At 64.3% G+C, this 22,189-nt stretch carries 24 protein-coding genes; 13 read left to right on the plus strand and 11 right to left on the minus strand.

Features of this window, described 5'->3' with window-relative positions:
• The 3 genes from ACVJ19_RS30985 to ACVJ19_RS30995 form a co-directional block, all read right to left on the minus strand.
• Positions 1-861 carry a PCC domain-containing protein gene (locus ACVJ19_RS30985; RefSeq protein WP_453952935.1) on the minus strand — a complete coding sequence of 287 codons (861 nt, stop codon included), beginning with the start codon at positions 859-861 and terminating at the stop codon, positions 1-3.
• 9 nt (positions 862-870) lie between these two features.
• The gene (locus ACVJ19_RS30990) at positions 871-2,478 is read right to left on the minus strand and encodes an acyl-CoA synthetase (RefSeq protein WP_453952936.1); all 1,608 of its coding nucleotides are present in this window, start codon (positions 2,476-2,478) and stop codon (positions 871-873) included.
• 105 nt (positions 2,479-2,583) lie between these two features.
• Positions 2,584-3,069 (minus strand): hypothetical protein, encoded by a 486-nt coding sequence (locus tag ACVJ19_RS30995; RefSeq protein WP_453952937.1) that lies wholly within the window; start codon positions 3,067-3,069, stop codon positions 2,584-2,586.
• Between the two features lie 106 nt (positions 3,070-3,175).
• Between ACVJ19_RS30995 and ACVJ19_RS31000 the strand changes: the two genes are divergently transcribed.
• The 3 genes from ACVJ19_RS31000 (at position 3,176) to ACVJ19_RS31010 (ending at position 4,438) form a co-directional block, all read left to right on the plus strand.
• A complete protein-coding gene (locus tag ACVJ19_RS31000; RefSeq protein WP_453952938.1) occupies positions 3,176-3,544 on the plus strand; it encodes a hypothetical protein in 369 nt (122 codons plus the stop codon).
• A gap of 91 nt (positions 3,545-3,635) precedes the next feature.
• Positions 3,636-4,151: a DUF3828 domain-containing protein gene (locus ACVJ19_RS31005; protein ID WP_453952939.1), complete on the plus strand. Its 516-nt coding sequence runs from the start codon at positions 3,636-3,638 to the stop codon at positions 4,149-4,151.
• An 11-nt stretch (positions 4,152-4,162) separates the two neighbouring features.
• Complete coding sequence (locus ACVJ19_RS31010; RefSeq protein ID WP_453952940.1) at positions 4,163-4,438, plus strand: GNAT family N-acetyltransferase; 276 nt, start codon at positions 4,163-4,165, stop codon at positions 4,436-4,438.
• A gap of 46 nt (positions 4,439-4,484) precedes the next feature.
• On the opposite strand, the gene ACVJ19_RS31015 is transcribed toward ACVJ19_RS31010, so the two are convergent.
• Together ACVJ19_RS31015 and ACVJ19_RS31020 are read right to left on the minus strand one after the other, a co-directional pair.
• Entirely contained in the window at positions 4,485-4,883 is a 399-nt protein-coding gene (locus ACVJ19_RS31015) for an SPW repeat domain-containing protein (protein ID WP_453952941.1), read from the minus strand.
• A 198-nt stretch (positions 4,884-5,081) separates the two neighbouring features.
• Positions 5,082-6,017 carry a tetratricopeptide repeat protein gene (locus ACVJ19_RS31020; protein ID WP_453952942.1) on the minus strand — a complete coding sequence of 312 codons (936 nt, stop codon included), beginning with the start codon at positions 6,015-6,017 and terminating at the stop codon, positions 5,082-5,084.
• Between the two features lie 105 nt (positions 6,018-6,122).
• Here ACVJ19_RS31020 and ACVJ19_RS31025 point away from each other — a divergent pair, with 105 nt between their 5' ends.
• Positions 6,123-6,398, plus strand: a complete 276-nt coding sequence (locus tag ACVJ19_RS31025) for a GNAT family N-acetyltransferase (RefSeq protein WP_453952943.1) — start codon at positions 6,123-6,125, stop codon at positions 6,396-6,398.
• A 64-nt stretch (positions 6,399-6,462) separates the two neighbouring features.
• Here the strand turns inward: ACVJ19_RS31025 and ACVJ19_RS31030 are convergent, their stop codons facing one another.
• Positions 6,463-6,864, minus strand: a complete 402-nt coding sequence (locus ACVJ19_RS31030) for a DUF3597 domain-containing protein (protein ID WP_211401963.1) — start codon at positions 6,862-6,864, stop codon at positions 6,463-6,465.
• A 335-nt stretch (positions 6,865-7,199) separates the two neighbouring features.
• Between ACVJ19_RS31030 and ACVJ19_RS31035 the strand changes: the two genes are divergently transcribed.
• Both ACVJ19_RS31035 and ACVJ19_RS31040 read left to right on the plus strand, forming a co-directional pair.
• Positions 7,200-8,108: a DUF2189 domain-containing protein gene (locus ACVJ19_RS31035; RefSeq protein WP_453952944.1), complete on the plus strand. Its 909-nt coding sequence runs from the start codon at positions 7,200-7,202 to the stop codon at positions 8,106-8,108.
• Between the two features lie 127 nt (positions 8,109-8,235).
• Complete coding sequence (locus ACVJ19_RS31040; protein WP_453952945.1) at positions 8,236-9,060, plus strand: lytic murein transglycosylase; 825 nt, start codon at positions 8,236-8,238, stop codon at positions 9,058-9,060.
• 74 nt (positions 9,061-9,134) lie between these two features.
• Here ACVJ19_RS31040 and ACVJ19_RS31045 read toward each other — a convergent pair whose 3' ends face one another.
• Positions 9,135-9,461 (minus strand): hypothetical protein, encoded by a 327-nt coding sequence (locus tag ACVJ19_RS31045; RefSeq protein WP_453952946.1) that lies wholly within the window; start codon positions 9,459-9,461, stop codon positions 9,135-9,137.
• 640 nt (positions 9,462-10,101) lie between these two features.
• On the opposite strand from ACVJ19_RS31045, the gene ACVJ19_RS31050 reads away from it, so the two are divergent.
• The 6 genes from ACVJ19_RS31050 (at position 10,102) to ACVJ19_RS31075 (ending at position 17,752) form a co-directional block, all read left to right on the plus strand.
• On the plus strand, positions 10,102-10,254 hold the full coding sequence (locus ACVJ19_RS31050) for a DUF1127 domain-containing protein (protein WP_007590701.1): 153 nt from the start codon (positions 10,102-10,104) through the stop codon (positions 10,252-10,254).
• A gap of 127 nt (positions 10,255-10,381) precedes the next feature.
• Positions 10,382-11,809: a methylenetetrahydrofolate--tRNA-(uracil(54)-C(5))-methyltransferase (FADH(2)-oxidizing) TrmFO gene (gene trmFO, locus ACVJ19_RS31055; protein ID WP_453952947.1), complete on the plus strand. Its 1,428-nt coding sequence runs from the start codon at positions 10,382-10,384 to the stop codon at positions 11,807-11,809.
• 7 nt (positions 11,810-11,816) lie between these two features.
• A complete protein-coding gene (locus tag ACVJ19_RS31060) occupies positions 11,817-12,911 on the plus strand; it encodes an AMP-binding enzyme (RefSeq protein ID WP_453952948.1) in 1,095 nt (364 codons plus the stop codon).
• Positions 12,912-13,004: 93 nt separating this feature from the next.
• A complete protein-coding gene (locus ACVJ19_RS31065) occupies positions 13,005-13,571 on the plus strand; it encodes a CAP domain-containing protein (protein ID WP_453955253.1) in 567 nt (188 codons plus the stop codon).
• Between the two features lie 195 nt (positions 13,572-13,766).
• The gene (locus ACVJ19_RS31070) at positions 13,767-17,366 is read left to right on the plus strand and encodes a GAF domain-containing protein (protein WP_453952949.1); all 3,600 of its coding nucleotides are present in this window, start codon (positions 13,767-13,769) and stop codon (positions 17,364-17,366) included.
• A complete protein-coding gene (locus ACVJ19_RS31075; RefSeq protein ID WP_453952950.1) occupies positions 17,363-17,752 on the plus strand; it encodes a response regulator in 390 nt (129 codons plus the stop codon). The genes ACVJ19_RS31070 and ACVJ19_RS31075 overlap by 4 nt, the downstream gene beginning before the upstream one ends.
• Positions 17,753-17,792: 40 nt before the next feature.
• On the opposite strand, the gene ACVJ19_RS31080 is transcribed toward ACVJ19_RS31075, so the two are convergent.
• Positions 17,793-18,278 (minus strand): VOC family protein, encoded by a 486-nt coding sequence (locus ACVJ19_RS31080; protein WP_453952951.1) that lies wholly within the window; start codon positions 18,276-18,278, stop codon positions 17,793-17,795.
• A 153-nt stretch (positions 18,279-18,431) separates the two neighbouring features.
• Here ACVJ19_RS31080 and ACVJ19_RS31085 point away from each other — a divergent pair, with 153 nt between their 5' ends.
• Positions 18,432-19,610 (plus strand): aminotransferase class V-fold PLP-dependent enzyme, encoded by a 1,179-nt coding sequence (locus ACVJ19_RS31085; RefSeq protein WP_453952952.1) that lies wholly within the window; start codon positions 18,432-18,434, stop codon positions 19,608-19,610.
• Between the two features lie 7 nt (positions 19,611-19,617).
• Here the strand turns inward: ACVJ19_RS31085 and ACVJ19_RS31090 are convergent, their stop codons facing one another.
• The 3 genes from ACVJ19_RS31090 to ACVJ19_RS31100 are packed head-to-tail and all read right to left on the minus strand — an operon-like array spanning position 19,618 to position 22,148.
• Complete coding sequence (locus ACVJ19_RS31090) at positions 19,618-20,862, minus strand: threonine ammonia-lyase (protein ID WP_453952953.1); 1,245 nt, start codon at positions 20,860-20,862, stop codon at positions 19,618-19,620.
• Between the two features lie 45 nt (positions 20,863-20,907).
• Entirely contained in the window at positions 20,908-21,768 is an 861-nt protein-coding gene (locus ACVJ19_RS31095; protein ID WP_453952954.1) for a phytoene/squalene synthase family protein, read from the minus strand.
• The gene (locus ACVJ19_RS31100; protein ID WP_018642181.1) at positions 21,765-22,148 is read right to left on the minus strand and encodes an Mth938-like domain-containing protein; all 384 of its coding nucleotides are present in this window, start codon (positions 22,146-22,148) and stop codon (positions 21,765-21,767) included. Before ACVJ19_RS31100 ends, ACVJ19_RS31095 begins: the two co-directional genes overlap by 4 nt.
• Positions 22,149-22,189 lie beyond the last annotated feature (41 nt).

Consider the following 22,189-nt stretch of genomic DNA (forward strand, 5'->3'; position numbering starts at 1 on the left):
TTAGCTCAACACCTCGAGCACCAGCTCCATGGTCATCAGCACGGGATTGTCGCCACGGATCAGACGCCCCTCCGCAATGCCGCCGGTGTAGTCGATCAGGGCAACGTCGAGCGCTGCTTCGAGTGCACCCGAAGGGCCCGGCGCGATCGTCCCGGCCGTTATCGCGAGCTCCGTCGCAAACGGCTCGGTCACACCGCCATGGGTGAAGCGCGCGCCGATGGTCGAGCCGACACCGCCGTGGATCTTCGCGCGCGCAATGCCGTGCGCGCGGCAGAACGCTTCAAGGCAACCCGCAAAGTCCTGGTTTGGGCGCAGCCGCAGCGCGAAGGCGCGGCTGGTCGTGCGTGCGTCGGTACCCGCAGCGGCGACCGGACCAAACAGCCTAAAATTGGTCTCGGGATCGGGCTCGGCCGTGAACGTCGCGCCGTCGAGGCCGAACGCCTCGACCTCGAACGGCTCGGCGACGATGGTCTCGTCCGGCAGCATGTGGCCGCCGCTCGCCTTGCCGTCGGCCTCGGTCCAGAGCCCATGGCAATGAAAGAACGGCGCGCCGTCGCGGGTGCCGAGCGTCATGCTGCCGAGCTTGGTGCGCGTCACACCGGCCGGCCGATAGGTGTCGCTGTAGAACGCGGCATTCTCGCCGGTCCTGGACAACGCCGGCATGACATAGCCGAACGGCCCGAGCGCGGCGTCGTGAAAATTCAGCACGCCGCCGCTAAATCCCTCCGCGGCAAAGCCACGCCGTGCAGCCTCCAGCAGCGGCACACCTGCCTGCAGCGTGAAGGAGAAAGCACGTCCCCTCGCCTCCACCCATTGAATGCGCTCTGTGACCGGCGCGCCGGGCTGCTTGATACTCCGCATCACCTTCGCTCAGCCTGCCCTGGTCTTGTCGAGGTCGAGCAGCCCGCGCGCCTCGAGCTCGTCGCGCACCATGCGCTTCGGCACCTTGCCGTAGCCGGATTTCGGCAGCGCCTCCCAGAAGAAGAAGCGTTTCGGCATCTTGTAGCGCGGCACCTTCGGCGCGAGGAACGCCGCCATCTCGGCCTCGCTCACGGCCTTCGCGCCCTCCCGCGCGACGCAGACGGCGACGCCGACCTCGCCCCAGGTCGCGTCGGGCACGCCAAGCACGGCGACCTCGCCGACCGCGGGGTGCGTCAAAATCTTCTCCTCGATCTCGCGCGGATAGATGTTGGAGCCGCCGGAGATGTACATGTCGGAGGCCCGTCCCGTGATGTAGACAAAGCCCTCCTCATCCATGTGGCCGAGATCGCCGGTGCGGAACCAGCCGTTGCGGAATGCCTTCGCATTGGCTTCGGGGTTGTCGTAGTAGCCGGCGAACACCGCAGGTCCGATCACGCAGATCTCGCCGCTCTGGTTCGCCTTGAGCTCGCGGCCCTCGTCATCCTGGATCGAGACCTGCATGCCTGTGCGCTCGAAGCCACAGGTGCCGATCTTCGCATGCGGGCCGTCCTCGGGATCGTGCAACGCCGCCGGCAGGACGGTGATGTTGCCGGTCACCTCGCCCAACCCGAAATACTGCACGATGACCTTGCCGAGCTTCTTCAGCGCCGCCTTCTGGTCCTCGCGATACATCGGCGCGCCCGCATAGATCACCTGTCGCAGCGAGGAATGATCGTATTTGTCGACGGCGGGATGCTCGACCATCATCTTCAGGATCGTCGGCACCGTGAAGAGATTGCTGACGCGGTGTGCCTCGATCAGGCGGAACGCCTCGTTGATGTCGAATTTCTCGGTCGGCAGCAGCACGGTGCGCGCACCGCGCGCGGTCTGCACCAGCTGGTGCACACCGGCGCCGTGCGACAGCGGTGCCACCACCAGCGAGGCATCCGCTTCGGTCACGCCGGGGGTGAGATCGGCGAGATGGTTGGTGATGACGAATCCCATCTGGCCGTGGGTCAGAACCGCGGCCTTGGATCGCCCGGTGGTGCCGGAGGTGAAGAAGAACCAGCAGGGATCGTCATATTCGACCTCGACATTGGCGACGTCTGCGCCGGCCTGCGCGGCGATGGCATCGGCCACCGAGCGCTCACCGAACGTGGCCTTGCCTTCGAGGCTCCAGGTGAATTCCAGCGCGCCGCCCTTCACCGCCGCGGCATGCTCGGGAAAATCGACGTGGCACAGGAACGCCTTCGCGCCCGAGGCCTCTGCGAGGTAGGTGACCTCATCCGGCATCAGGCGGAAATTGGTGGGCACCCAGACGGCGCCGAGGCGGAACGCGGCGAACATCGAGAAGAACATCTCGTCGCCGTTCTTGGAATGGACGAGGATGCGGTCGCCTTTCGTGACGCCACGCGCGGCCAGCGCCGCGGCCAGCGCCGAGACCTGCGCGTCGATCTCGCGCCAGCTCCAGGACCTCTCACCCCAGATGAAACCGGGCCGCGATCCATGCCGCCGCGCATTCTGGGTCAGCGTGTAGGCAAGATTCATGACGCGACGGTGCATGCGCAGGGGCTGCATCGGGCTTCCTCTTCGAGCGCGGACGGCGCGCAAGCCGCCCGCTCATTGCAGCCCATTTATCGCTATCGCCAGTGCCCCTGCAAGGCCGCCGGCCGCACAGCTGCCTTACGGCTGCTTGAACGCGAACGGGGTCGCCGTGATCGCCTTCTCCTTGGAGCAGGCCTGCGCACCGAAGCCGCCGCAATAGCTGCCATGCAAATCGAACCGGACAACGCGCGCGGCGCCGCGCTTCATCGGCGGCGCCACGATCCTGTAGCTGCGGACGTAGCCGTCGAACACCGGACGCACGCTGCCATCAGGCAGCGTGACCAGGATGTTCATGACGCAGCCGCCGGTTCCGCAATAGGTGGTCTCGCGGTCGCCGCATTTGGCGTCGCGGAAATCGACGATGTAATCGTCGCGGCCGTCGCCGGTCAGGTCGACCTTGCGCACCGTGTCCGGAGCAAAGGTCACCGCCCCTCCGTCCTGGCTCTCGCATTCCTCATTGGCGTAACGCAGAGCCTTCTGCACGCCGGACGGATAGTCGGCCGGATTGAACGGCTTTGCGTCGTCGGCGCGCGCGGCCGTGGCAAGGAGGGTCAGCAGGAGCATCAGATATCGCATTCGCATTGGTCGTGCGCGGGCCTGCAATCGTTCAGGGAATTTTAAACATGATCAGCGCACCCTTCATCAGTTCTCGCGTACAGAGTGCCGCATCATGGTCAAAGCGCCCGCCCTCCTCCTGTTGTCGCTGGCGCTCGCCGGATGTGCCATCACTCCGCAAGCGCATCTGGCCTCCGACCCCGCCGTCAAGCCTGCACGCTATGCCTGGGATGGCGCCGGCGAGGATCCCAATCAGCCGCGCGCTAGTGCGGGACCATCGCGAGCGACGCGTGCCGCCGCCTCATCCGAGCGCAACAGGTCGCAAGCCGGACTTCAGCCCTATTCCAAGGAATGGTGGCAGGCGCAGGACAATATCGAGGCCGAACGGGACGCCGGGGTCAACCGATCCCTCGTCATCTGCCAGGGCTGCCTCCGCCCGCCCCCACAGGCGGAAGATTCCAGGCTTGCCAAAGCGAGCGATTGAACCGAACTGCCTTCACCACGGTCTACAGAGATGCGCCACGGCCCCGGCCGCCCCGGCCTGCCGCCGTGCGCCAGCATCCCAGGGACATCTCATGCTCACCCGTCGCTCCTTCGTCGCCGCCGCTCTGCTCGCCGGCATCTCCCCGGCATTCGCCGAGACCCCGGCCGCGAGCGGTCCCGTCGCCATCCTGACTGCGATCTACACCCGCGCCGCCAAGGGCAAGGGCGATGGTGGCGGAGGCTTCGTCATCGAGAACAAGGCGGCCAAAGCCAAATATCTCTCCAAGACGCTGCTCGCGTTGTGGGCCAAGGCGGATGCGCATACGCCGAAGGGCGACGTCGGGCCGGTCGATTTCGATCCGGTCACCAATTCGCAGGAACCCGACGTGAAGTCGTTCAAGGTGGACGCCGAGAAGATGGAGGCGGACAAGGCGACAATCGCGGTCACCATGACCGGCCACCGCAACGACCGGAAACCCACTGATCTGATCGTGCGTTACGACTTCGTGCGCGAGGCCGGTAGCTGGCGGATCGACGACATCAGGGGCGCCTCCGACGGCGAAGCCTGGTCGATCCGCAAGATGCTGACGGACTCGCTCAAAAGCTGACTGGAGACGACATGAGCGACGTCATCGACAACAAAGCCCACCACCGCTTCGAGCTCGAGGTGGAGGGCCACCTTGCGACCGAGCATTACAAGCTCGACGGCAAATTCATCACCTTCGAGCATACAGAGGTACCGAAGGAGCTCGGCGGCAAGGGCGTCGGCTCGAAGCTGGTGCAAGGCGCGCTCGACCAGGTCCGCGCCGCCGGATTGAAGCTGATCCCGCAATGCCCGTTCGTGAAGGCGTGGATCGACAAGCACCCGGACTATCAGGATCTGGTGGCGCGATGAGCGCCAGGCCCGCCCGTCGCCAGGCGGGCCTGTCGATATCTACGGCCTATTGCCCGTGCTTGAGCATGTCCTGGTCATTCAGGTCCCAGTCCTGCCACAGCAGCAGCACGCCGAGGAGTACCACCGCGGCGCCGAGGCTCGTGTGGTAGATGCGCAGGAACCCTTCACCGGAATAGCCAAGAAAGTAGGGCGAGGCGATGAGCCACAATCCGATCAGGATCGTCGCCACCTCCTGCCAGCGTTGCAGCGCGACATATTCGAGCTGACTGATGCCAAACACGACCAGGCCGACTGCGACCGCATTCAGGATGATCGTCGGGTCTCCAACGATCGCAGGCTGATCCTGAACGGGAAACCATGGCGAGACGACAATCAGTGCGCCCAGCAGCATCCCGGACCAGTCTTCCCACGTGCGATGAGTATTCAAGAAACCAAAGTCCGACATCATACCCTCCTCTCACAGAGGCACACGTCGGCGGCTGGCAATCACGACTTCCGAATGTCTGGCGACCCTGCCGGCCGCATTCGGACGTATGTCCTCGGGAACACGTGGGAACCGCCGGCGACCGCGCAAGAGCGAAAGAGAGGATTATTTCGACGGCCGCGCGACACTCGCCGGTCATTAACTCATATCGCACTGCAGCTAGAGCGCCCCGAGCTTCCTCAACGACTCCTGCGCCGGCTGGAGGCCCGGCTTCAATTCCAGCGCCTTCCTGAAATCGGCGATCGCGCCCTGCTTGTCGCCGAGCCGCAAGCGGGCCTGCCCGCGATTGTTCCAGGAGAACACGTCCGAAGGATCGTATTGCAGCGCCTTGTCGTAGTCGGCAACGCCACCCTTGTTGTCGCCCTGGTAGAGCCTGATCATGCCGCGATTGCGCCAGCCGCGCGCATCGGTCGGCGCGAGGCGGATCGCCTCGCCATAGTCGGCGGCGGCACGGTCGAGCTGCTCGCTGTCGCGATAGACGTTGCCGCGGTCGATGTAGGCGATCAGGTCCGGGGCAAGCTTGATCCGCGTGCTGAAGTCGGCAAGCGCATGCGCCGTATCGTGCTTGCGTGCGTAGACGTAGCCGCGATTGGCGTAAGCGCGGGCATAGTTCGGATTGCGCTTGATCGCCGCGTCGAAATCGGCGATGGCGCCGTCGAGGTCGCCCTTGTTGTAACGGGAGTCGCCGCGATTGTTGTAGGCTAGCGCCAGCGAGGGATCGAGCTTGATGGCCTGGTCGTAATCGGCGATGGCGCGATCATAATCGCGCTTGAAGTTATAGACGCGACCGCGATTGTTGTAGGCGCAGGCATAATCAGGATCGAGCCCGACCGCTTCGTCGAGATCGGACAGCGCTGCATCGAGCTCGCGCTTCTCGGTGAGGCCATGCCCGCGGCTGCAATAGGCACCGGCGAGCCTGCGGCCAGTCTCGCTCTTGGTGTCAATCACTGTCGAGCAGGCCGTCACTCGCTCATCCGGCGTGCTGGTCAGCGCAAAGCAGGCGTCCCAGGCGGGACCGCCTTCGGCTGCGGCTGGGACCGGCGCTGCCGAAGCGAGCACGGCAAGCAAGGCCATTAGGCTGAGCTGGACACGCATTTTGCAGATATCTCCCCTGCGGCAACCTCCCTTGGTCGCGCCTTGGCAAGGGCGGGTTCAGGCGCCTAGATCAGGGAGCAAGCATTCGCTGCAGAAGGATCAGCCATGACGGCATCGGTACGCGACAACAAGGACAGGAGCCGGTTCGAGCTCGACGTCGGCAACGAGATCGCCTTCGCCAATTACCGGCTGACGCCATCGGCGGTGATCATCACCCACACCGAGACGCCGCGCGCGCTGCGCGGCCGTGGCATTGCCTCCGAGCTGGTCAAGGGTGCGCTCGATCTGATCCGCCGCGACGGCAAGAAGGTGATCGCCGGCTGCGGCTTCGTCGTCGACTATCTCGACAAGCATCCGGAGGATGCGGACCTCGTCGCCTGAACGCAAAAGGGCCCGCGCGAGCGCGGGCCCTTGTCGATCCCTTGGCGACGACCGGAAAAATCGGTCAGTGCTTGATCTCGGGCGGCAGCTTGCCGCCATTGGCGGCGAGCTTGGACATCACCTGCTTGTGCAGCCAGACGTTCATGCTGGCCGAGTCGTTCATGTCGCCGCTATAGCCGAGCTCCTTGGCGAGGTCCTTGCGCGCTGCCAGGCTGGAGTCGATGTCGAGCGCCTTCATGAGGTCGACGATCGAGGTGCGCCATTCCAGCTTCTCGCCCTTGTGCGCGGCGACCGCCTTGTCGACGATGGCCGCGACATCGACGGCCGCCATGGGCGCTGATGCCGGCGCCGATGCGCCCGGCGCGGTCCCAGCGGGGGCACTGCCCGGCGCTGCGCCACCGGCCGGCGCGGCAGAAGCCGGCTGGCTGCCGAAGATCGCGCTCATGATTTTCCCGAAAATGCTCATGTCTGCTTCCCCGAAAAGGATCCATTGGAAGGGCCTTGATGGCCACTTATAGACGAAGTCACTGCGTTGCGCCCGCGGAGTTCTGCGAACCACAAACAGCATGAGCTTATCTGCGGCGAAATGACGACCGAATGACATCATCGAGGTTGCACTGCGGCATCGAATTTCACCCAGGCGTGAGGGACAGGACTCGGAATTGGGAGTAGCCTTTACGTTCAACTCGCGAGCCCGTCCGGAATTCGCGTCTGGTTGGAATCGCGAAACTCAGAGAAGAGCGGCCGCCTGCGCCGTTTGCCGGCGCCGAGTGCGGCTGCCCGGCAAGGGAGCTAGCGACCATGGCGACACTCTACCAGGGCAATGTACCCGCGACGGCCCAGCCCACTGATGCGGCTGGACCTGTCATTAGAACCATCCAACTGTCCGACCTGCACGAGGCGCTCCGGCGCGGCTGGGAGGATTTCAAGGCGGTTCCGAGCCACGCCATCATCCTGTGCGTCATCTATCCCGTGCTGGGCCTCGTGCTCGCCCGCGTGGTGATGGGCTATTCGGTGCTTCCGCTGCTGTTTCCACTGGCCGCGGGCTTCGCCCTGATCGGCCCGTTCGCAGCCCTCGGCCTCTACGAACTCTCCAGCCGACGCGAACGCTATGAGGAGGCCAGCGCCTGGGATGCCATGGAGGTGCTGCGCTCGCCTTCGTTCGGCGCGATGCTCGGTCTCGGCACGCTGCTGCTCGCGCTGTTCGTGACCTGGGTTGCGACCGCGCAGGCGATCTATATCGCGGCGTTCGGCTATGAGGGCGTCACCGGGATCTCGGATTTCCTGACGCGCGTGCTGACGACCCAACAAGGCTGGTGGCTGATCGTGGTCGGCTGCGGCACCGGATTCCTGTTCGCGCTTGCCGCGCTCTGCATCAGCGCCGTGTCGTTCCCGCTCATGCTCGACCGCCATGCCGGCGCGTTCGAGGCCATGGTGACCTCGCTGCGCGTCGTCGCCAGGAACCCGGTGCCGATGGCGGCCTGGGGCCTGATCGTCGCGGTGCTGCTCGCGCTTGGCACGCTCCCAGCCTTCCTTGGCCTTGCCGTCGTGATCCCCCTGCTCGGTCACGCCACCTGGCATCTCTACCGCAAGGTGATCGTGTCCGAACCCGGCGCGCGGCCCGTACCGCCTCCGCCGCATCGTCCGCGCAAACCGGCCGCTGATTTCCCGGCCAATCTCTTCCCGTGGCGGAATCGAACGGACGCTTAACGATCTCGTGACATCCGATCCTGCCCGGCTGCGGGCAGGATCGGCTTGTCATGCGCCTTGCTTTGGCCGCGGTTACAATCAAAATTGCGCCGCCGGACAGATCACATCACGGAATCCATTTCATCTGATGACCCCGACGATTTCTCGTCTCGCTCTCGCAGCCCTCGCCCTCTCCGCCTCGATCCTGTCCGCTCAGCCAGCGCGCGCCGCCGTTGCCTGCGGCTCGGGCAATTTCGACGCCTGGCTTGCGGACTTCAAAACCGACGCCGCGGCCAAGGGCATCTCGCAACAGGCCATCACCGCCGGGCTCGCCGGCGTGACGCTCGACCCGAGCGTGCTGAACCGTGACAAGTCGCAAAAGGTCTTTACCCAGACCTTTGAAGAGTTTTCCGGCCGCATGGTGCCGCCGCGCATGACGCGCGGCTCCAACATGATGAAGCAATACGGCTCGGTGCTGTCGCGCATCGAGCAAACCTACGGCGTGCCGGGCGAGGTGCTGGTCGCGATCTGGGGTCTGGAGACCGATTTCGGCGTCAACACCGGCAAGTTCGCCACCATCCGCTCGCTGGCGACGCTGGCCTATGACTGCCGGCGCGCCGAGCAGTTTCGCAGCGAGCTGCTGGATGCGCTGCGCATCGTCCAGCGCGGCGATCTGGCCCCCGGCGACATGAAGGGGGCCTGGGCCGGCGAGCTCGGCCAGACCCAGTTCATGCCGTCGTCCTGGATGAAATATGCCGTCGACTTCGACGGCAATGGCAAGCGCGATCTCTTGCACAACGCGCCCGACGTGCTCGCTTCCACCGCCAATTATCTCGCCGGCTATGGCTGGCAGAGGGGGAAGGATTGGCAGCCGGGCAGCCCGAACTTCGCGGTGCTGCAGCAGTGGAACAAGAGCGAGGTCTATTCCAAGACCGTGGCCTATTTCGCCGCCCAGCTCGCGCGCGCCCCTTAAACAACGCCCGATAAAACGCATAGGGCCGATCGCCCGGCGACCGGCCCTCTCTTGGGTACGTTTGTGCCTACCCGTTACTTGCCCATGGTGGCTTGCATCGCCTTGTTCAGATGCGCGCCGCACGCACCCATTTTCCCGTTGAGCAGCGAGTCCTGAGCCGCAGCGATCTCCTTCTGCGCGACGAACTTGCTGTCGCCGTCAGCCATGTTCTCGATCGCGGTCTCCGTCTTCTCCAGATTGGCCCCGCTGCAGCCGCCCATGGCGTGCTTGGCGGCCTGGGCCGGTGCGACGGCGAATGCGACAGCGGCAATTGCGATAACCCCGAGTAACTTCGTCATGATGTTACTTTCCTTCTCTTGTTCTTGGGCCAGAACCAGCGACATTGCCGGAATCTGCGGCACGACTTTCCTCCGGTTGCGGCAACTTGCCGCAATAAATTCCCCGCGAGAATTGCGTGATGTTGCGCGCCGCGCAGAGCCGCATGCGAAAATTCTGATTTTCATTACAACTTGGTAATGAGAGCGGCACGCTTGGCGTGTGCACCGCACCAACGGGGTAGTGGTCAGCCCAAAGACCACTGGCGACGAGTGCATCCGGGCTCGCCGAAAGCCATGAGATGGTAATTCTTCCGGGCAGCGCCAATGAACCGCAGTTGGGAGCGCGACGGAACGCGCTCAATATTTGAATAATAATTCATTTTTACGCATTGCGATTCATGCGATTCGCGCATGCGAAACTTGGGCCTACAAGCTGGCCCCTCCTGTTGCAGATCACGAAGACGCGACCTATTTCAACCCTCATCGGAACCGCATTTCCCGCCATAAGCCCGTGATTTCACGGTATTTTATTGCAGGATGCGGTGACTTCCGCCCAGCTCTTGGGCGGGAGTGCCAAGAGGTTAATCGCCCCTTACCGATGCTATGCGCTCTTCGCTTAGCTGCATCGCAACATCGGAACTTTCGCACTGCACCACTCTCACCTATATTCATTTCAACGATGGGGCCTTAGGCAAAGGCTGAATCGAACTACAGGAGACTACCAATGCTGCTCTCGCTCATCCGCATGATCCAGGCCTTCCGGGACTATCAGCGCAATGTTGCCGAGCTGTCCCAGCTCAGCGATCGCGAACTGGCCGACATCGGCCTCGATCGCTCGGACATCCCGCGCGTTGCCGCCGGCCAGTATCAGGGCTGATATCGTTCAGCCCTTCACCGGAACGGACCGATAGCGCCCGCCTCGTGCGGGCGTTGTCGTTTCCGGAGGCAGAAAACTCGATCTCGGCGATTCCACTCTTCGCCGAAAAGCGCTACCTGTCCGCCCCATGACAGGACCCCATTCCAATAGTGTGCACGTGATCGGCGCCGGCCTCGCTGGCTCCGAGGCTGCCTGGCAGGTCGCCAAATCAGGCGTGCCCGTGGTGCTGCACGAGATGCGGCCGGACCGCATGACCGAGGCGCATCGCACCGACGGGCTCGCCGAGCTCGTCTGCTCCAACTCGTTCCGCTCGGACGACGCCGCCAACAACGCGGTCGGCCTGCTGCATGCAGAGATGCGCCGCCTCGACTCGCTGATCATGCGCGCAGCCGATGCCAACCAGGTGCCCGCGGGCGGCGCGCTCGCAGTCGACCGCGAGGGCTTCTCCGCAGCCGTCACCAAGGCGCTGAACGACCATCCCCTGATCGAGATCGCCCGCGGCGAGGTCGCAGGCCTGCCGCCGGCCGACTGGGGCAACGTGATCGTCGCGACTGGCCCCCTCACCTCCGCCCCGCTGGCCGACGCCATCCGCGAGCTCACCGACGAGAGCGCGCTCGCCTTCTTCGATGCGATCGCGCCGATCGTGCACCGCGAATCCATCGACATGTCGGTGGCCTGGTTCCAGTCGCGCTACGACAAGGTCGGCCCCGGCGGCAACGGCGCCGATTACATCAACTGCCCGATGACCAAGGAGCAGTATGACGGCTTCGTCGGCACGCTGATCGCCGGCGAGAAGACCGAGTTCAAGGAGTGGGAGACCAACACGCCCTATTTCGACGGCTGCCTGCCGATCGAGGTGATGGCGGAGCGCGGGCCAGAGACGCTGCGCCACGGCCCGATGAAGCCGGTCGGCCTCACCAATCCGCACGATCCCGCGACGAAAGCCTACGCCATCGTGCAGCTGCGCCAGGACAACAAGCTCGGCACGCTCTACAACATCGTCGGCTTCCAGACGAAGCTGAAATATGGCGAGCAGCAGCGCATCTTCCGCACCATTCCCGGGCTTGAGAAGGCCGAATTCGCCCGCCTCGGCGGCCTGCATCGCAACACCTTCCTCAACTCGCCAAAGCTGCTCGACAGCCAGTTGCGCCTGCGTGCGCAGCCGCGGCTGCGCTTTGCCGGCCAGATGACCGGCTGCGAGGGCTATGTGGAATCGGCCAGCGTCGGCCTGATCGCCGGTCTCTATGCGGCTGCAAATGCGCGCGGCGAGACGCTCGAGAGCCCGCCGGGCACGACCGCGCTGGGATCGCTGCTCGGCCACATCACCGGCGGCCACATCGAGACCATCGAACCGGGCACGCGCTCGTTCCAGCCGATGAACATCAACTTCGGCCTGTTCCCGCCGCTCGCGAGTGTGCCGACCAAGAAGCCTGACGGCACACGGCTGCGCGGCAACGAGAAGACGGTGGCCAAGAAGCAGGCGATGAGTGCGCGGGCGCTCTCCGATCTCGATCGCTGGATCGCCGATCACCTGCGCATAGCCGCCGCGGCGTGAGTTTCCGATGAGCCTCCCCAAAGACGACGCCGCAGAGCTCTCGGCGCGCTGGACCGAGGGCGTTTTGCTCAAGCGCGACGTGTTCTCGACCGTCGAGCGCGGCCGCTTCCGCGGTGACAATTGCGAGGTCGACGCGGTGCTGCGCCGGCTGGACGAGGTGCCGTGGTGGTCGTTCCTGCTGGCGCGGCATCTTTTCGCACGCGAGAAGCATGCGCTCGCGCTCGCAAAGGGCCTGAACGTCGGCCCCGAACTGCTGTGGGCCGGACGCCGTGCACTGGTGCGCGGCTTCGTCGACGGTGTCGCGCTGCATCTGGCAAAGCCGCATGGTGACCTCGCCTATTTCCGCTCGGCGAAGGCGGCGCTGCGCCGGCTGCGCCGCGCCGGCATCTGCCACAACGATCTCGCCAAGGAGCAGAACTGGCTGGTCGGCCGCGACGGCCGCGCCTATGTCACCGACTTCCAGCTCGCCGCATGCTTTGCGCGGCGCGGCCGGCTCTATCGCATCCTCGCCTATGAAGACCTGCGGCACCTGCTCAAGCACAAGCGCTCCTATGCACCGGAGGCGCTGACGCCGCGCGAGCGAAAAATCCTGGCGAAGAAGTCGTTTGCCGCGAGCCTGTGGCTTGTCACCGGCAAGAAGGTCTACCGTGCCATCACCCGCGGCCTGTTCAATTTCACCGACCGCGAGGGCGGCGGCCGCCGGCTTGTCAACGATGCGCCGGTGCTGGCCGAGCTGATCCGCAAGAATCCGGCGGTGCGCGACACCGCCATCGTCGCCTTTGCCGATCGGCGGACCGGCGTCGGGCTTTATGCCTTCGTCGAGGCGGATCAAGCCACGCTCGAAGGCCAGCTCCGGAGCGAGCTTTCGGCCGCCAAGGGTCCCAAGCCGCCGGAACACATCCAGGTGGTGCACGCGCTGCCGCGCGACACCAGCGGCAAGCCGCGTACCGAGATCTTGCAACTGGTCGCCATGAACCAGCTCGACCTGATCGAGCCGATGATGAAGAACGACCAGGACCGCGCCTTCCTCAAGGACATTCTGGAACAGCGCAAGAACCTGCGCGACCGCTTCAATTTCGAAGCCGACCTGCCGGCCGGCTAGTGTGGCGGCCGGTGCCTTGAAGCGTCCACATTGGCGATAGAGAAGCAGTCGGAGAATTCGGGCTTGGGGGTCATGGGCACTGGGGGGACGATGATGCAGTGTGCGGTTGGCGGCCTGATCGCCGGCGTGCTGCTGCTTGCGCCCGCCCCCGCAATGGCCGAATCCCCGGCCGAGCTGATCTCGAGCTTCCGCCTCAAGCACGGCGAAGTCCGGGTCGTCCGCGATGCCACGCTCGACCGCATCGCCATGGACCAGGCCCGCGCGATGGCGGCGAAGGACGATCTCAGTCACGACGCGCTCGGCCCGTTCAACCGCCGCGTCGCCCCGGCCGGCGCAGGCCGCGCCGCCGAGAACATCGCCTATGGCTACGACAATTTCGAAAAGACGCTGGGACAGTGGATCGACTCCTCCGGGCACCGCAAGAACCTCTTGCTGCACAACGCCTCCCGCGTCGGCATCGCGAGCGCCAGGAACACCAGCGGCAAGCGCACTTATTGGGCGATGGTCATTGCCGGCGACTACGAGCCCAAGGGCAAAGGTAAAGGCAAAGGCAAGAAGAACGACGGTGAGCCGCTGGTTGCCGTGAAGCGCGAGGCGGCGCCGGCCAGCAAGCCGAAGCCGAGCAACTGTCACATCAAGCTGCTCAGCCTCTGCATCTGAGGTGAGCTCCGTGCTCGCGTACCGTCTTGATCGCGGGCCAGCCCCCCGTAATCGCCGCCGAAGCGTGCAGAGCCTGTCGGCGCAACTTGCGATAAGGCTGGCCGAAAGCGTTCCAAAGTGAAATAATCCAATCGAAACTGCCGCATATTTTGGCCCGATGCTGCAACGCATTCGGCGATATGGATTTGGTTTCCGATGCCCGCGCTCTCCCAGGACGTGGTGGCAGATTTGAAGCAGGAGAACGCCCGGCTATTGGCCGAGTTGCGCGCCGCGCACGATCGGGAGAATGCGACTGCCGACGTCCTAAGAGTGATCGCGACGTCGTCCTCCGACGTGCAGCCGGTATTCGACGCAATCGCCACCAGCGCCAACCGGTTGATCGGGGGCTTTTCCACCGCAGTGTTCCGTTTCGTCGACGGAATTGCGCACCTTGCCGCGTTCACCCGCACGAATGCTGTCGCAGATGCACATCTAACGCAGATGTTTCCGCGGCCTATTGAAGACTTTCCAAGCTTTCAACTCGCCTCGTTCGGAAAGGTTGTCCCCGTCCCCGACACCGAGGCCACCTCGGAACTGCAGATCCGAGACGTCGCCCGATTGCGCGGCTTCCGCGCGATGCTCTTCGTACCGATCATGAAGGGCGGAAATGCAATCGGCATGATCAGCGTCACACGTCCCCAGCCGGGCAACTTTGCCGAGCACGACAAGCAACTCCTGCGGACCTTTGCGGAGCAGGCCGTCATCGCCATCGACAATGCGAAGCTGTTCAGCGAAGTACAGCAGCGCACAAACGACTTGACTGAATCGCTTCAGCAGCAGACCGCGGTCGGAGACGTTCTCAAAACGATCAGCCGCTCGACCTTCGATCTGCAGCCGGTGCTCGATACGCTCGTTCAGACCGCAGCGCGCCTGTGCAACGCCGAGATGGCTTTCATCATGCGGCGCGAAGGCGATCTCTACCGCGCCGGAGCAGCGGTCGGTTACACCGCAGAGTATATCGAGTTCCTCAAGGACCACCCCATCGCCCCGGGGCGCGGCACGATCACGGGGCGGGCGGTGAAGGAAAAGCGTCCAGTCCAGATCTTCGATGTAGCCTCCGACCCGGAATATACGCTGCAGGAGGCGACGACCCTCGGCGGCCAACATACAGCGCTTTGTGTACCGCTGTTGCGCGAGAACGAACCGATCGGGACAATCGTGCTCGCGCGCCAACGCACGGAGCTCTTCACCGAGAAGCAAATCGAACTCGTCACCACCTTCGCCGACCAAGCCGTCATCGCGATCGAAAATGTGCGTCTGTTCGATCAACTTCGTCAACGGACCAATGACCTGAGCGAGTCATTGCAGCAGCAGACGGCGACTGCGGACGTGCTGAAGGTCATCAGCCGTTCCGCCTTCGACCTTCAGAAAGTGCTCGATACGCTGACGGAATCTGCAGCGCGCCTTTGCAATGCGGATATGGCGGCCATTGCGCGCAAGGACGAGCGCGGTTTCTATCATGCCACCGGCTACAATTTTCGCGTGGACTGGGTCAAGCTCGCCGACGTTCACCGGCTTCAGCCCGGCAGGGGCAGTTTGATCGGCCGGGTTCTCGTCGAACAGAGGTCCGTTCAAATCCTCGATGTACTGGCTGATCCCGAATATGAATACCTGGACATGCAGAAGGCCGCAGGCTATCGCACCCTGCTCGGCGTGCCGATGATGCGCGAAGGAGAACCGATCGGCGTGCTGTTCCTGGGCCACACGACGGTACAATCCTTTTCTGAGAAACAGGTCGAGCTGGTTTCGACGTTTGCCGATCAGGCGGTGATTGCCATCGAGAACGTGCGTCTGTTCGAGGAAGTGCAAACCACGAGCCGTGACCTCCAGGACGCGCTGACATACCAAACCGGCAGCGCCAGCATTTTGAAGGTCATCGCGTCCTCCCCGACCGAGATCGATCCCGTCCTGAACGCGATTGTCGAAAGCGCCTGTGAGCTCTGCGAAAGCTCTGATGCGGTGCTTCGCCTGAGAAGGGACGACCATCTTCAACTGGTTGCACATCACGGCCCGATAGTGCCCTCCCGCGCAACGTGGCCCATCAATCGCAAATGGACAGCCGGCCGCTCGATTCTCGACCGGAGTCCAGTCCAGGTTGGGGACATCACCTCGCCCGAAGGCGATGAATTTCCCGATGGGCGAGAACTCAGGCGCGATGACGGCGTGCGGACCATCCTCAGTGTACCGCTTTTGTACGAAGGCGAAGGAATTGGCGCCATCACACTTCGACGCACCGAGGTCAATCCGTTCAACGCCAAGCAGATTGCTCTGCTTCAGACCTTCGCTGATCAGGCGGTGATCGCGATCGGCAATGTCCGACTGTTCGAGGAGGTACGGGAGCGCACGCGCGAACTTACGGACTCCCTCGAGCAGCAGACCGCGACAGCGGAAGTTTTGGCGACGATCAGCTCGTCCGCCGGCGAGCTGGAGCCGGTCTTTGACAAGATGCTGGAGAACGCGACCCGCGTCTGCGGAGCCCGATTTGGTACCATGAATCTCTATGAGGAAGGCGGCTTCCGCACGGTTGCGCTCTACAACGCGCCGCAGGCCTATGTTGAGACCCGCCTGTATCAGAGCATCCGCCCGCATCCCGGCAGCGGTCTCGGCACTGTGGAGAAGACTCATCAGCCCGTCCACATCGAGGACATCCGGAGCCAGCCGCCTTACATCGAAGGCAATCTCAACGTCCGCGCGCTCGCCGACCTTGCCGGAGCAAGAACCCTCGTCATCGTGCCCATGCTCAAGGACGACGAGCTCATCGGGACGATCACGATCTTCCGCCAGGAAGTGAAGCCATTCACCTCGAAGCAGATCGCGCTGGTTTCCAATTTTGCGAATCAGGCCGTCATCGCAATCGAGAACGCTCGTCTGTTGAATGAATTGCGCAAGCGCACAACGGAGCTCTCGCAGTCTCTCGAAGAGCTGCGCGCGACGCAGGATCGACTGATCCAGACCGAAAAGCTCGCCTCGCTTGGCCAGCTGACCGCAGGCATTGCCCATGAAATCAAGAACCCGCTCAATTTCGTCAACAATTTCTCATCGCTCTCGTCGGAATTGATCGGCGAGCTGAACGAAAAGCTGCGTGCGACCGAGTTGGACGAGGCCGTCAGGCAAGAAATCGACGAACTTACGCAGGTGCTCGAGGCCAACCTCGCAAGGATCGTACAACACGGCGCACGCGCCGATTCCATCGTGAAGAACATGCTGCTGCATTCGCGACAGGGTTCTGGCGAGCGCCGCGCCGCCGACATCAATGGGATCGTCGAGGAAGGCCTCAATCTCGCCTATCACGGCGCGCGCGCGGAAAAGCCGGATTTTCACATTACGCTCGAGCGAAAGCTCGATCCCTCTGCGGGGACCGTCGGCGTGTACCCGCAGGAAATCACGCGGGTCTTTCTCAATCTGATCTCAAACGGCTTCTATGCGGCCATGAAACGCAAGGAAGTCGCCGGCGATGGGTTCGAGCCCGTTCTTAGCGCGACAACAAGGGGTCTCGACCGCGCCGTTGAAATCCGCATTCGCGACAATGGCGCCGGAATTCCGGCTGAGGTGAGGGAGAAGATATTCAATCCGTTCTTCACGACCAAGCCGGTCGGCGAAGGAACCGGGCTCGGCCTGTCGATATGTCACGACATTATCGTTAAACAACATGGCGGCAGCATCGATTTCGAGACCGAGCCAGGCGCCTTTACGGAGTTCATCATCACGCTGCCACGCACTGCGGCCAGCGCAATGCAGACCGGAGACAAGGGGTGAGCGTGTACATTTTGGTGGTTGACGACGAGCCGGACGTCGAGGTGCTGTTTCGCCAGCAATTCCGACGCGATCTGCGCGCCGGCCGCTTTCTGATGGAATTTGCATCGTCGGCGCCGATGGCGCTGCAGCGCGCCATGGAGTTCCGGGATGCAACGCTCATTCTGATCCTTTCAGACATCAACATGCCCGGCATGAGCGGGCTCGAGATGTTGCCGATTGTACGTGCGGCCCGGCCCGACGTGCCCGTTATCATGATCACGGCTTATGGTGATACCGAAACCAAGCGCAAAGCGCTGGACAGCGGCGCTACCGATCTGTTGACCAAACCGATTGACTTTGCGGCGCTGCGCCAGGAGATCGAGGCGAGGCTCGGTCACGCCGCATGATCGACATGCGGGCGCAGCTCGGTGCGCCTGAAGGTCCACGTCAGCCCCGCCGCGCGGCCTCGATCGCGGCGACGTCTATTTTGGTCATCCCCATCATCGCTTCGAACGCGCGTTTGGCCTCAGCGCCGCCGGCCGCCAGCGCCTCCGTCAGCACGCGAGGCGTGATCTGCCACGACACGCCCCATCGGTCCTTGCACCAGCCGCACGCACTCGCCTGTCCGCCATTGCCGACGATGGCGTTCCAATAGAGGTCGGTCTCCGCCTGGTCGTCGGTGGCGATCTGGAACGAGAAGGCCTCATTGTGCCTGAAAATGGGACCGCCGTTGAGACCGAGACAGGCGACGCCCGCCACCGTGAACTCGACGGTGAGCACATCGCCCGCCTTGCCGGACGGGTAATCGCTGGGCGCGCGGTGGACGGCGGTCACCGCGCTGTCGGGAAACGTCTCCGTATAGAACCGGGCAGCCGCTTCAGCATCCTTGTCGTACCAGAGGCAAATCGTGTTCTTGGTCGTATTCTTGGCCATCAGAATCCCCTTCAGTCGTTCCGCACCAAATCACGCACCCTGTCAGCATAGGCATCCGGCCCTGCATCCTCCAGCCGCAACATCCGTTTGCCCGATCTTGCTCGCATGCGTCATTGTGTCTAACTCAGGGAACCCGATGGCAGAGGTTGTCACGTGATCGACATCGACCAAATACGAGCCGACACACCGGCCGCCGCCCGGCTCGCCTACCTCCATAACGCCGGCGCGGCTCTCATGCCAACGGCGGTTGCCGCGGCGATGAAACAGCATATCGATCTCGAGAGCGAGATCGGGGGCTATGCCGCCGCCGACCGGGAGGCGCTCCGGCTTGATGCAGTCTACGGCTCGGTGGCACGTCTGCTGAATGCCGCGCCCGATGAGATCGCTCTCGTGGAGAACGCGACGGTTGCCTGGCAGATGGCCTTCTACGCGTTGCCGTTCCGTAAGGGCGACCGCATCCTGACCGCCGAGGCGGAATACGCGGCCAACTATGTCGCATTTCTTCAGGTCGCGAAACGAACAGGCGCGATCATCGACGTCGTGCCGAGCAACGCAACGGGCGAGCTCGACATCCAGGCACTCGAACGCATGATCGACGCGCGTGTGAAGCTGATCGCCATCACCTGGGTTCCGACCAATGGCGGGCTGGTCAATCCCGCGGCGGCGATCGGCAAGATCGCGCGGGCGCACGGCATTCCCTATCTGCTCGACGCCTGCCAGGCGGTCGGCCAGATGGCGGTCGACGTCGAAGCCATCGACTGTGACATGCTGTCGGCGACGGGGCGCAAATTCCTGCGCGGCCCGCGCGGCACCGGTTTTCTCTATGTCCGCCGCGCGCTGCTGCAGCAGCTCGAGCCGCCGATGATCGACCATTTCGCGGCGCCCTGGGTCGCGCGCGACGAATATCGGCTCCGCGACGATGCGCGCCGGTTCGAGACCTGGGAGAACAACTATGCCGCCCGGCTTGGGTTGGGTGCCGCTGTCGATTATGCGCTCGATATCGGCCTCGGCCCGATCGAGCAGCGCTGTCGCCTGCTTGCGGGCCGTCTTCGCAGCGGCCTCGCCGCCATTCGCGGCATCACCATTCGCGACCTCGGCCGCACGCCGGGCGCCATCGTCAGCTTCACGATGGAAGGGCATGAGGCGGACGCCATTGTTCGCAGCGCCGCTGCGGCGGGCATCACCATCGGCGCTTCGGATCCGGCGAGCACCCGCATCGACGCAGAACTCCGCGCGCTGCCGTCGCTCGTGCGGGCATCGCCGCATTACTACAACACGGAAGCCGAGATCGACCGGCTCATCGACCGCCTCGCGAGCTTGGCACCGCGATAACGGCCATTCACGTGCAGCGCGCGCTCAGTCCGGATGCGCTGAGCCTCGCCATGACCTCGTCGAGATGCGCACTGTCGCGGGTCTCGATGACCAGCTGCAGCAGCGTCGCCTTGGCCGGCAGGTCGGAGAAGGTCCGCTGGTGCGAGACCTCGATGATGTTGGCGCCGGCTTCGGCCAGCAGCGCCGCCACGGCGGCCAATTGACCGGGCCTGTCGGGAATGTCGAGCGAGAGCTGGGTCAGCCGTCCCTCGCGCGCAAGCTCGCGCGTGAGGACGGAAGCGATCAGCCTTGTGTCGATGTTGCCGCCGCTCAGCACGAGGCCGACCTTCTGGCCGGCGAAGCGGGACGGATCGGACATCAGCGCGGCAAGGCCGGCGGCGCCGGCGCCCTCGACAACCGTCTTCTCGATCGAGATCAGGGTCGCGACCGCGCGCTCAAGCTCGGCTTCGTTGACGAGCGCTATGTCGTCGACGAGGCGGCGGACGATTTCGGTCGTGATCTTGCCGGGCGATTTCACGGCGATGCCTTCGGCCAGCGTGTCGCCGCGCGCCGGAAGATTGCCGTCATGGATGGCATTGTACATCGACGGATAGAGCCAGGCCTCCACGCCCAGCATGCGCAGCGACGGCTTGATCGACTTCGCGGCAATGGCCATGCCGCTGATCAGCCCGCCGCCGCCGATCGGGACGACCAGCGTGTCGAGCTCAGGGACAGCCTTGAGCATCTCCAGTGCGACCGTGCCCTGCCCCGCGATGACGAGCGGGTCGTCGTAAGGATGGACGAAGATCATACCGCGCGCTTCGCCATGGCTGCGCGCAAAGGCGGCCGCCTCTTCCAGCGTCGCGCCTGTCACCACCACCTCGGCGCCGTGATGCCGGGTGTTCTCGACCTTCACCATAGGCGTGCCGATCGGCATCACGATGGTGGCGGGAATGCCGAGTCGTCTGGCGTGATAGGCGACGCCCTGCGCGTGATTGCCCGCGGACATCGCGATCACGCCCCGCGCGCGCTCCTCCGGCGTCAGCGCCGTGAGCCGGTTCAGCGCGCCGCGTTCCTTGAACGAGGAGGTGAACTGGAGATTCTCGAATTTGAGCCAGATGTCGCAGCCGCAGATGCTGCTGAGCGTGCGGCTGTAGCTGCAGGGCGTCTCAACGACGGCGCCCCTGATGGTCTCGGCGGCGGCGTGAATGTCTTCCGGTGCGACCGGAAGGCCGCTGACTTCGGAGGACGTGGTTTGGGACAACTCAGCCATGGGACAGCATAGAGCATTTGGCCGCCTCGGGCGATAAGCCAACCGCTATTTGGTAAACTCCCGGGAACGTGATGCCCGCCATAGCGTCCACAGCGTCCGCAGCCGTGACGAAGGCTGCAGCGCAAACGGATTGCGCCCGCGCCGTGACAGGCGCTTGAGGTCGGCCTGCGCCTGGCTCAGCGGCAGAAACGCCGGCCGCACCGACGGCGGCAGCTGCGCCAGCAGCGACAAGGCCGTGGTCACATGCTGCTGCGCCTCGCCCGCGAGCTGGTCCAGCACGGCGCGCAGGCTCGGCGTCTCCTTGCCGGCGAACACGTCTTCCATGCTGCAGCCTTGGCTCGCCAGCACCTGCTGCGGCAGGAACAATTGCCGGTGCGCTGCATCGCGCGGCAGATTGGCGATGATTTGCGCGATGCCCTGCGCCAGCCCGGCGTGCCTCGCGAGATGCTCGGCCGCCTCCGACGGCGGCCCAAGAACCTGGGCCGCCAGACCGAACAGCGCCGATGAAGTCGCGGCCAGATAGCCCTCCAGCGCCGCCATGGTCGGCATGGGATCGTTGTAGAGATCGAACTGGTGCTCGTCGGCGAGCAGCGAGAGCGGCTCGACCGGCAGGTCGAAATCGCGAATCGTGCGCAGCAGCTCGGCCGCGACCGGATTGCCCTCGGCGCTGCCATGGACATGGCCCGACAGCATGTCGGTCCACCATTGCAGGCGGATTTCGCCGGGCAAGGGCTGGCTCACCTGATCGCGGACGCGGACGATCTCGACATTGAAGGCATAGAGCGCCAGCAGCGCTCGGCGCTCGGCAGCGGGCGCGAACAGGGTCGCGACGTAGCGCGGAAAGTCGTGGCTGCGCACGAGATCGGCGCAGAAGGCAGCAGAATCGGGCGGCGTAGCGCTGCTCATGGCACGGCGATCAGGGCGGCGGCGACGCGCCGCCGTTCGCCGATCATGATGTTGTAGGTGCGCACCGCGGGGCCGGTCTGCATCGTGTCCAGCACCACCCTCACCGCCTTGAGCGCCTGGCGCAGCTCCGGCGGCGGCAGCCAGTGGCCGGTTCCGGTGCCGACCAGGAGCGTGTCGATGCTGTTTGCGGCCGCGAACACGCGGTCCAGCGAGTAGCGGTCGATCTTCGCGGGGTCAGTCACGTCCCAGGCCCAGATCGCGTCGGGCAGGCACAGCAGCGATCCCCGATGCGACATGCCGGCAAAGGCGAAGCCGCCCTTGCCATAGGCGTCGATCGGCGCCGAGCGCGGGAAATGCGGTGCGTTGGGATCGCCGGCCATCTGGTTCGTCCGAATGAGCTTACTGCCCTCGCAAACGCCTA

It is taken from the genome of Bradyrhizobium sp. USDA 376, from assembly GCF_054063675.1.